This is a genomic window from Winogradskyella sp. (assembly GCF_045105575.1).
GTDB lineage: Bacteria > Bacteroidota > Bacteroidia > Flavobacteriales > Flavobacteriaceae > Winogradskyella.
Map to the genome: position 1 here is coordinate 1 of NZ_JBGCDQ010000074.1, position 8,013 is coordinate 8,013.

Genomic DNA, 8,013 nt, shown 5'->3' on the forward strand with positions numbered 1-8,013 from the left:
GTGCTGTAGCGACCAATTTTATCGACTATAGGATTCAAACAACTTTAAAATCGGTTAATTAGCAAGGTTTTATTTCTGGCACACTTGTTGAATACTATAACGTATTATTAATAAATTAAATATAATACAATGAGTACAGGAACAGTAAAATTCTTCAACGATGCAAAAGGCTTCGGATTTATTACAGAAGAAGGTTCAAACCAAGAACATTTTGTTCACATTTCAGGATTGGTAGACGAAATTCGCGAAGGTGATACCGTTGAATTCGATTTTACGGAAGGAAAAAAAGGATTAAACGCAGTAAACGTAAAAGTTATCTAACATATCGCTTAACCTCAGTTATAAAAGCTCATCATTAATTTGATGGGCTTTTTTTTGTATTTTCAAAGCATGAAATTATTTAATGGTTTACGTTTTAAAATGATAGAAGGGAAGCGCCTAAAAAATTATTTGGTGTATGCTATAGGTGAAATTATCCTTGTCGTTATAGGGATTTTAGTTGCAGTAGCAATTAACAACCATAACGAATCTAAAAAGACAGCACAGAACATCTCTAAGATTGCAGCACAAGTAAGGCAAAAAATAGAGGCTGATTTGGTTGTGGTGAATGACTTAAGAGCTAGTATTAAAGACGATTTAAAGATTTATAATCTCTACCTAAAAAAGGATAAAACAAAATCGGAACGTTTAGAGGTGATTTTTCAAGCCCCATTTTTAGTGACGCTTGATATTCAGTTTTTACCTGTTAATCCTATAATATCGGCTACTTTAGAACGCGCTACAGTACATAACACAGCAATTACTAATAAATTAGCTGAAATAGAACAAGATTATAAATTGATGTCTCGCACAGTAAGACCCATGGAAGATATTATTAAGGATGAATTAATTAAAAACCTTAATCATATTAAAACAAATTTCTCTTGGTATGAAAAACTGGTAACAACTAACAGTAATTTTACGGTAGATGAATATAAATATTTTGGGTCTGATGATTATAGAAATCGTGTGGTACATATGCGTTTCTTATATGCAAATGGTTATGATAGTATTTTAGAAGATTTTGAAGCGCTGTTACGTTTGCGATTAGAAGAATTAAAGGCCGTTATTTAGGTATTATACTTTGAATTTTAAGGTGAGTTTCACTTTTTTTGTAAGTAAACACTATAATAATTGAAACAAAAAAGTTAGATTTGTCAATAATGATGGCCTAGATATGTATCCATTAATAGGTTACGAGCCATATATTACGAATAAAAATAAATACCGTGTTAAAACTACTTAAAAAATTATTTTCATCAAGTCCAAGTACATCAACTGAAGAACAAGAAGGAACCGTTAAATTTTTCAACTATGGAAAAGGATTTGGTTTCATAACATTTAAAGATTCTGACGAAGAAATCTTTGTACATAAGTCTGATCTTAAGACTAAAATAAAGCAAGGCAACCATGTAACATTTACGGTTGGTAAAAGTGATAAAGGACCTGTTGCTGTTAATGTAAGTAAGATTACAAGAGGGAGGTAATTTCAGTTTTCAATTTAATTTTTGTGATTCTACTGTCTAGTGTAAGAGTTGATGTGCAAATAATACTATTTTACATAATATAAATTATAGGACAAATACTATTGTTGGTTATTTGCTTAGAACATACCATTAGTCAGCTATAATGATATTATGTAAAATATCCCAGAAGCTTTAGTATTATTGGTTTTAGTGTGCAGTACTTGGGCATTAAACTAGAAACGGTTTGCTTCGCAGCGTTAAAAAAGCACATGTCCTATAATTTGCCGTTATGTCAAATGTCCGCTGTCAAACGCATATTGCGTTGATAAAATCAAATTACTATTGTAATTTATTTTATATGCAATTACCAGCCGCTTGCCAGCCGCACAATAAAAGCTAGCTTTTAGATATCATTAAAATTTTGCCGTACATGGATATTTGTACTACATATTTTTTTCTACGCGATTCTCGTGGCATTCCATAAGAGCTAAAATTTTGAGAAATCGAGTTTTTACGAGATTCACGAACTCAATTAAAGTTTTAGCAAATAATTAAATACGTGAGTAAAATAAAATTCTTAGCACTTATTATATTCTTATGTCCTATTTGAAGAGTTCTAACAGTCTGCTTTTATATTATGTAAAATAGAACTAGTAATTGTATTTTATAAATTGATACTCAATCAATTTCCAAAATAGTATGTAAAATAGAATTTGAAACTTTAGAACTCACCAAGTTTTAATTATATCTTTTTTTCTTGATAAAAAAAGAAAGAAAGAAAGAAAGAAAGAAATCAAGACTGCATATAATTTTGGAAACAATTACGGCTCATTACGCTACATTTTAAGAAACTTCTGAACGCCTTAAGACTGCTTTGAAATCCCATTTAAAGTTAGAATTCTTAAGAATGTGTATTACTAGCTCCTTAAAATCTTACGCTTCATTCACCTATTGTTTTAGCCAAAATGATATGAGGTCATTAAGCCAACACATCATCTGAATAAAACTCATGTTACTTTATAACTAAGTTTTTAGTTTATCCTGAATGTTTTCTAAAAACATAATGATGGAAAAATAATTCAATAGTTACGATTAAAAATCTACTCCTTCCCTTCCACTCTGTTTTTAGAATTATCTAGTAGAATCTCTTACGACTAACTCGGTCTCAAGTTCAATAATTTTAGGTGTAACCGCTATATTATTCTTTAGTCTTCTAATTTCTTTATATAATTGTTTAAAAGCTGTTTTACCCATTAAGTAACCAGGTTGATTAATTGTAGTTAAGGATGGTGATATGACGGAAGACATAAACCAATTACTAAATCCTACAATAGATATATCTTCAGGAACTTTTACACCACATTTGTTAAACTCAGATATGGCACCAATGGCCACAAGATCTGTATTTATAAATATGCCATCTACATCGTCATGGTCTTTAAGTAGTTTTTTAGAAAAATGCACACCTTCATCAAAACTCATATCCTTTAATACATAGACTAAAGAGGAATCGTAAGTAATACCATTATCATCAAGGGCTGTTTTATAACCTAAAAAACGATCAATTGAATTTTGCGGTAATAATGGACCTCTAAAGTGAGCAATACGTTTACAACCAGAATCAATTAAATATTTTGTTGCTGTATAAGCCGCCTTTCTATCATTAATTATAACCTTTGAACAATTTACTATTTTAGCGATTTTATCAAACATTACAAAAGGTACTTCTTGAGATATTAAATCATTAAGGTGTTTAAAATCCCCTGTTCCATTGGCTAACGATATTAAAATACCATCAACTCTTTTGCTTAATAAAAGATCTAACTGTTTTTTTTCTAGCTCGTAAGATTCATTAGACTGTAATATAATAACCAAATATCCTTTTTTTTCAGCTTGAGCAATAATGCCTTTAATAACACTAGAAAAAAAGTGATGCACTACCTCAGGAATTATAAGACCTATTGTTTTAGACTCTTTAGTTCTAAGATTTACAGCAAATGCGTTAGGCTTATAATTTAGAAGTGCTGCTGTTTCTTTAACCAAGCGTTTTGTTTTTTTACTAACATCTGGATAATCTTTAAGAGCTTTAGAAACTGTTGAAATTGAAATTTTTAGGGTTTCGGCAATTTGTTTTAAGGTGACTGGATTCATATTGCAATTATATTAACTTAACATTTCAAAAGACTAAAATAGGAAATCGAAAACGTTTTCGGTAAATCGAAAACGTTTTCGTTATCAATTTTTCATTTTTTTTAGACTTAGAATGTAAATTCGATACATATTCAATTAAATATTACTAATTAAACAACTAACAAAATGAAAACAATTACAAAAAAAATGTATTTACTAACGCTGTTTATTATGCTGACAGCTATAGTTTTTGCACAAAGTAGTATTTCGGGTATTATAAAAGATACTGATGGAATGTTGCTACCTGGTGTAAACGTTATTTTAGAAGGGACCACTAAGGGTGCTGTCTCTGATATGGACGGAGCTTATGTGATTACAAATATTGAAAATGGAACTTATACTCTATTAGGTTCATATTTAGGTTTTACAACATTTAAAAAATCAGTTGCGATTGATGGTAGTGATATTACTGTTGATATTACAATGGTAGAAGATTCTGAATCTTTAGATCAAGTTGTAGTTACTGGTGTTTTAAATCCTAAATCTAGAATAGAATCTAGTGTTTCTGTTTCATCAATTGGTGTTAATCAGATAGCACAATCTGCACCTAGATCTTCAGGTGAGATATTTAGAAACATTCCAGGTGTACGTGCAGAAACCTCTGGTGGTGATGGTAATGGTAACTATAATGTGCGCGGTGTACCTGTATCTTCTGGTGGTACTAGATATTTACAATTACAAGAAGATGGTTTACCTATAATGTTATTTGGTGATACTTCTTTTGGTAATCCCGATAACTTTTTACGTATTGATGCAAATACTGCAAGAATCGAAGCAATAAGAGGTGGTTCTGCTTCTACATTAGCATCAAATGCTCCTGCAGGTATCATTAACGTTATTAGTAAAACTGGCGCTGTAGAAGGTGGTTCTGTCGCAACTACTTATGGTTTAGATTTTCAATCTTCGAGATTAGATTTCGAATATGGAACTCCATTAGGAAATGGTTTATCTTACCATATTGGTGGGTTTTTAAGAACTGGTGAAGGTCCAAGAGAAATTGGTTACCAAGGGAATAAAGGTGGACAGTTTAAAGCAAATATTACTAAAAGATTTGAAACCGGTTATGTGCGTGTATATGCTAAACTATTGAATGATAGAGCTGCAATGTATATGCCAATGCCAATGTTGCTAGAAGGTTCAGATGCAGACCCGACATACGCTAATTTACCAGGATTTGATATTACTACAGATTCACAACATTCAGTTAATTTACAACAGAATGCTGGTACATCTGCTTTTGATGGTCAACCACACGTCGGTGACTTAAGAAACGGTAACAATCCCAGATCAACATCTATTGGTGCTGAATTTTCTTTTGATTTAGGAAATGATTGGTCTTTTGTAGGTAAAGGAAGATATTCTAATAATAGTGGAGAATGGTTAGCTCCATTTACGGCAAACGTTGGTGCATTTGCAGATGTTGCTGCAACTGCAGCTGGAGCATCTGGAGCAACCGGTGCGTTAGTTTATTCAGATGGTAATAGAGAAGCATTTAACCCTTCAAATGGATTAGCTCAAATTATACATGTATTTGATGTTAGCATAGACGACATGAGTAACTTCTTTGGTGATGCAAAAATCTCTAAAAAAGTGAATGATAATATTAACTTAACAGCTGGTATGTTTACTGCAATACAAAACACAAAGACATCTTGGCAATGGGGTTCTTTTCTTTCTGAAGTAAAAGGTGGTGGGAATGCAAGAATGGTTGATTTTGACGGCTTTTCTAGAAACGGTCAATACGCATACGGAACTCCAGTTTGGGGTAACTGCTGTCAACGTAAATACAATACGGTACATAGTGTAAATTCACCATATTTAGGTGCAGATATAGATATTACTGAAAAAATTAATTTTGATGGAAGTGTGCGCTTTGAGAATGTTAAAGTTAATGGAGTCATAGCGGGTGGTCCAACAAGTCAAGGTAATTTTGATTATAATGGTAACGGAACAATAGAAGGTATTGAGCAGGTAGTGCCAATAGTATCTGGTAATGATGGTCAAAACATTAATCAAGAGTATAGTTTTACATCTTACTCTTTTGGTCTTAACTATAAGATTAATGATGGTGCCGCTGTTTTTGCTAGATATAGCAAAGGTGCGTCTGGTAGAGCTGCTGACAGAAATGGTTATGACCAATTTGGTCAGTCGTCAACAAACTATGATGAAGTAAGACAAATCGAAGTAGGTTTTAAGAAACGTTTCGAAAATGGATCATTATATCTTACAGCATTTAATAGTAATACAGACGAGGATGCTGGATCTGCTTTAAACTTAACTGTAGGTAATGAATTTACAGCTACTGGTTTAGAGTTAGAAGGATCTTATAATATGAGTGATTTTAGTGTCGTAGGTTCAATAACCTACACAAATGCTGAAATTGTAGAAGATAGATCTAGTGGTACTGGAGTAAACAAAGGTAATACACCTCAGAGACAAGCTGATTTTGTTTACAATATTTCTCCGAGATATGTTTTTGGAAAAAGTAAGCAACATTCATTTGGTTTAGCAATTTTAGGAACATCTAAATCATTTGCTTTTGACTCTAACGATTTAGTACAACCAGGATTTGCATACTTTAACTTTTTAGGTTCAGTTGGCTTAACTGAAGGGTTATCCGTTTCTTTAAACATAAACAATATGTTTGATACAGTTGGAATTACAGAAGTAAATGGTATTGACGGACCTTCAATTAATGGGGAGGATAGATATGTTAGAGCAAGATCAATTACCGGTCGTTCTAGCTCATTATCTCTTCAATACAAATTTTAATTAAACAGAATTTGAGTGAAAGTTAAATTTTAACTTTTTAAGTTTGATTGATTGGTGAAAAGAGTCGGTGTTAATTATTTATCATTGGCTCTTTTTTTTCTAAATCTTATATATAAATCAATGAGAATTTTTATTTTTTTAATAGCATTTATTTTTGCCTTAGCTAAAGTTAGTTTTGGTAATGTATCAGAATCAACTTCACATGCTTTAGATACAACACAAGAGGTAAAAGAGATTATTATATATGGTAGCGGCACTTGCCATTATTGTATAGACACTAAAACATATTTAACCAAAAAAAATATTCCTTTTGTTTTTCATGATTTAGACTTAGATTCTAAAAAGATAGAAGAGATGTATGTTAAATTAAGAAAAGCAAATATAAGTACATCAAATTTTCAAATTCCTGTAGTAGATAAGGATGGTGAAATAATCACTAATGATTATAGTACTTTTGATATATTTTTAAGTAAAATAAGCGAGTAATGTTAAATAAACCTAAGTTAAGTTTTTGGCAAATTCTGAATATGAATGTTGGATTCTTTGGCATTCAATATAGCTTTGGTTTACAACAAAGTGCGGTAACTCCAATCTATGATTTTTTAGGCGCTAGTCCAGATCAAATTCCAATTTTACATCTTGCTGGTCCTGTAACAGGCTTGTTAGTACAACCTATTATAGGAGCATTAAGTGATAAAACATGGAGTCCCAAATTTGGAAGACGTAAGCCGTATTTCTTAATTGGTGCTATTTTATGTAGTTTAACTTTATTAGCGTTTCCTTTTAGTAGTTCGCTATGGATGGCTGCAGGTTTATTATGGATTTTAGATGCTGGTAACAATACAGCTATGGAGCCTTATAGAGCATTGATTGCAGATAAATTAGATGATGAGCAGCAACCTTTAGGCTTTCAAATGCAAAGTTTTTTTACGGGTTTAGGTCAAGTTTTGGCTAACTTATCTTTATTTATATTTCCTTTAATTTTTATTGGCACAACAGGGTCATTGCCTACTTGGGTATATGCATCCTTTTTCTTAGGTGCCTTCTGCTCTATTGCTACTATTTTATGGAGTATTAAGAAAACTAAAGAAATTCCGCCAACGGAAGAAGAACTCGCTAAGCTAAGAGAAAAGAAACCTGTCTTTGAACCCTTAATCGAAATCTTTTCAGCCATTAAAGATATGCCCAAAGTGATGTGGCAATTGGCATTAGTCTATTTATTTCAATGGTATGCATTATTTTGTTATTGGCAAAACTCATCTAAAAGTGTTGCACTATCCGTTTGGAAAGCAACTCCTGAAAATACAGAAGCCTATAGTGAAGCTGTGGGTTGGACAGGTTTAGTAAATGGTTGGTACAATGTTGTTACGTTTTTAGTAGCATTTGCACTTGTTGGTTTTGCTAAAAAATATAGTGCAAAGAAAGTACATGCCTTTTGTTTAATTATTGCGGCAGCTGGTTTTTTAGTATTTCCTCATATTGAAAATAAAAACCTATTATTCTTTGCTATTACTGGTTTTGGAATTGGTTGGGCAAGCATGATGGG

7 protein-coding genes are annotated in these 8,013 nt (G+C 31.9%); 6 read left to right on the top strand and 1 reads right to left on the bottom strand.

Annotated features, from left to right (window positions below):
• Positions 1 to 129 precede the first annotated feature (129 nt).
• The 3 genes from AB8B52_RS14830 (at position 130) to AB8B52_RS14840 (ending at position 1,526) form a co-directional block, all read left to right on the top strand.
• A complete protein-coding gene (locus AB8B52_RS14830; RefSeq protein ID WP_406029475.1) occupies positions 130 to 321 on the top strand; it encodes a cold-shock protein in 192 nt (63 codons plus the stop codon).
• A 69-nt stretch (positions 322 to 390) separates the two neighbouring features.
• Positions 391 to 1,113 carry a DUF6090 family protein gene (locus tag AB8B52_RS14835; RefSeq protein ID WP_406029476.1) on the top strand — a complete coding sequence of 241 codons (723 nt, stop codon included), beginning with the start codon at positions 391 to 393 and terminating at the stop codon, positions 1,111 to 1,113.
• A 155-nt stretch (positions 1,114 to 1,268) separates the two neighbouring features.
• Positions 1,269 to 1,526 (top strand): cold-shock protein, encoded by a 258-nt coding sequence (locus tag AB8B52_RS14840; RefSeq protein ID WP_406029477.1) that lies wholly within the window; start codon positions 1,269 to 1,271, stop codon positions 1,524 to 1,526.
• A 1,110-nt stretch (positions 1,527 to 2,636) separates the two neighbouring features.
• Here the strand turns inward: AB8B52_RS14840 and AB8B52_RS14845 are convergent.
• Complete coding sequence (locus AB8B52_RS14845; protein WP_406029478.1) at positions 2,637 to 3,656, bottom strand: LacI family DNA-binding transcriptional regulator; 1,020 nt, start codon at positions 3,654 to 3,656, stop codon at positions 2,637 to 2,639.
• A 165-nt stretch (positions 3,657 to 3,821) separates the two neighbouring features.
• Between AB8B52_RS14845 and AB8B52_RS14850 the strand changes: the two genes are divergently transcribed.
• The 3 genes from AB8B52_RS14850 to AB8B52_RS14860 form a co-directional block, all read left to right on the top strand.
• On the top strand, positions 3,822 to 6,467 hold the full coding sequence (locus tag AB8B52_RS14850; protein WP_406029479.1) for a TonB-dependent receptor domain-containing protein: 2,646 nt from the start codon (positions 3,822 to 3,824) through the stop codon (positions 6,465 to 6,467).
• A 120-nt stretch (positions 6,468 to 6,587) separates the two neighbouring features.
• On the top strand, positions 6,588 to 6,953 hold the full coding sequence (locus AB8B52_RS14855; RefSeq protein WP_406029480.1) for a glutaredoxin family protein: 366 nt from the start codon (positions 6,588 to 6,590) through the stop codon (positions 6,951 to 6,953).
• Positions 6,953 to 8,013 (top strand): MFS transporter (locus AB8B52_RS14860; RefSeq protein ID WP_406029481.1); only part of this gene is annotated, 1,061 nt, incomplete at its 3' end. The genes AB8B52_RS14855 and AB8B52_RS14860, both read left to right, overlap by 1 nt.

What these genes read in the sequence shown, in the direction of transcription:
- AB8B52_RS14830 (WP_406029475.1), top strand. Translation starts at nt 130, where the DNA reads ATGAGTACAGGAACAGTAAAATTCTTCAACGATGCAAAAGGCTTCGGA.
- AB8B52_RS14835 (WP_406029476.1), top strand. Translation starts at nt 391, where the DNA reads ATGAAATTATTTAATGGTTTACGTTTTAAAATGATAGAAGGGAAGCGC.
- AB8B52_RS14845 (WP_406029478.1), bottom strand. Translation starts at nt 3,656, where the DNA reads ATGAATCCAGTCACCTTAAAACAAATTGCCGAAACCCTAAAAATTTCA.
- AB8B52_RS14850 (WP_406029479.1), top strand. Translation starts at nt 3,822, where the DNA reads ATGAAAACAATTACAAAAAAAATGTATTTACTAACGCTGTTTATTATG.
- AB8B52_RS14855 (WP_406029480.1), top strand. Translation starts at nt 6,588, where the DNA reads ATGAGAATTTTTATTTTTTTAATAGCATTTATTTTTGCCTTAGCTAAA.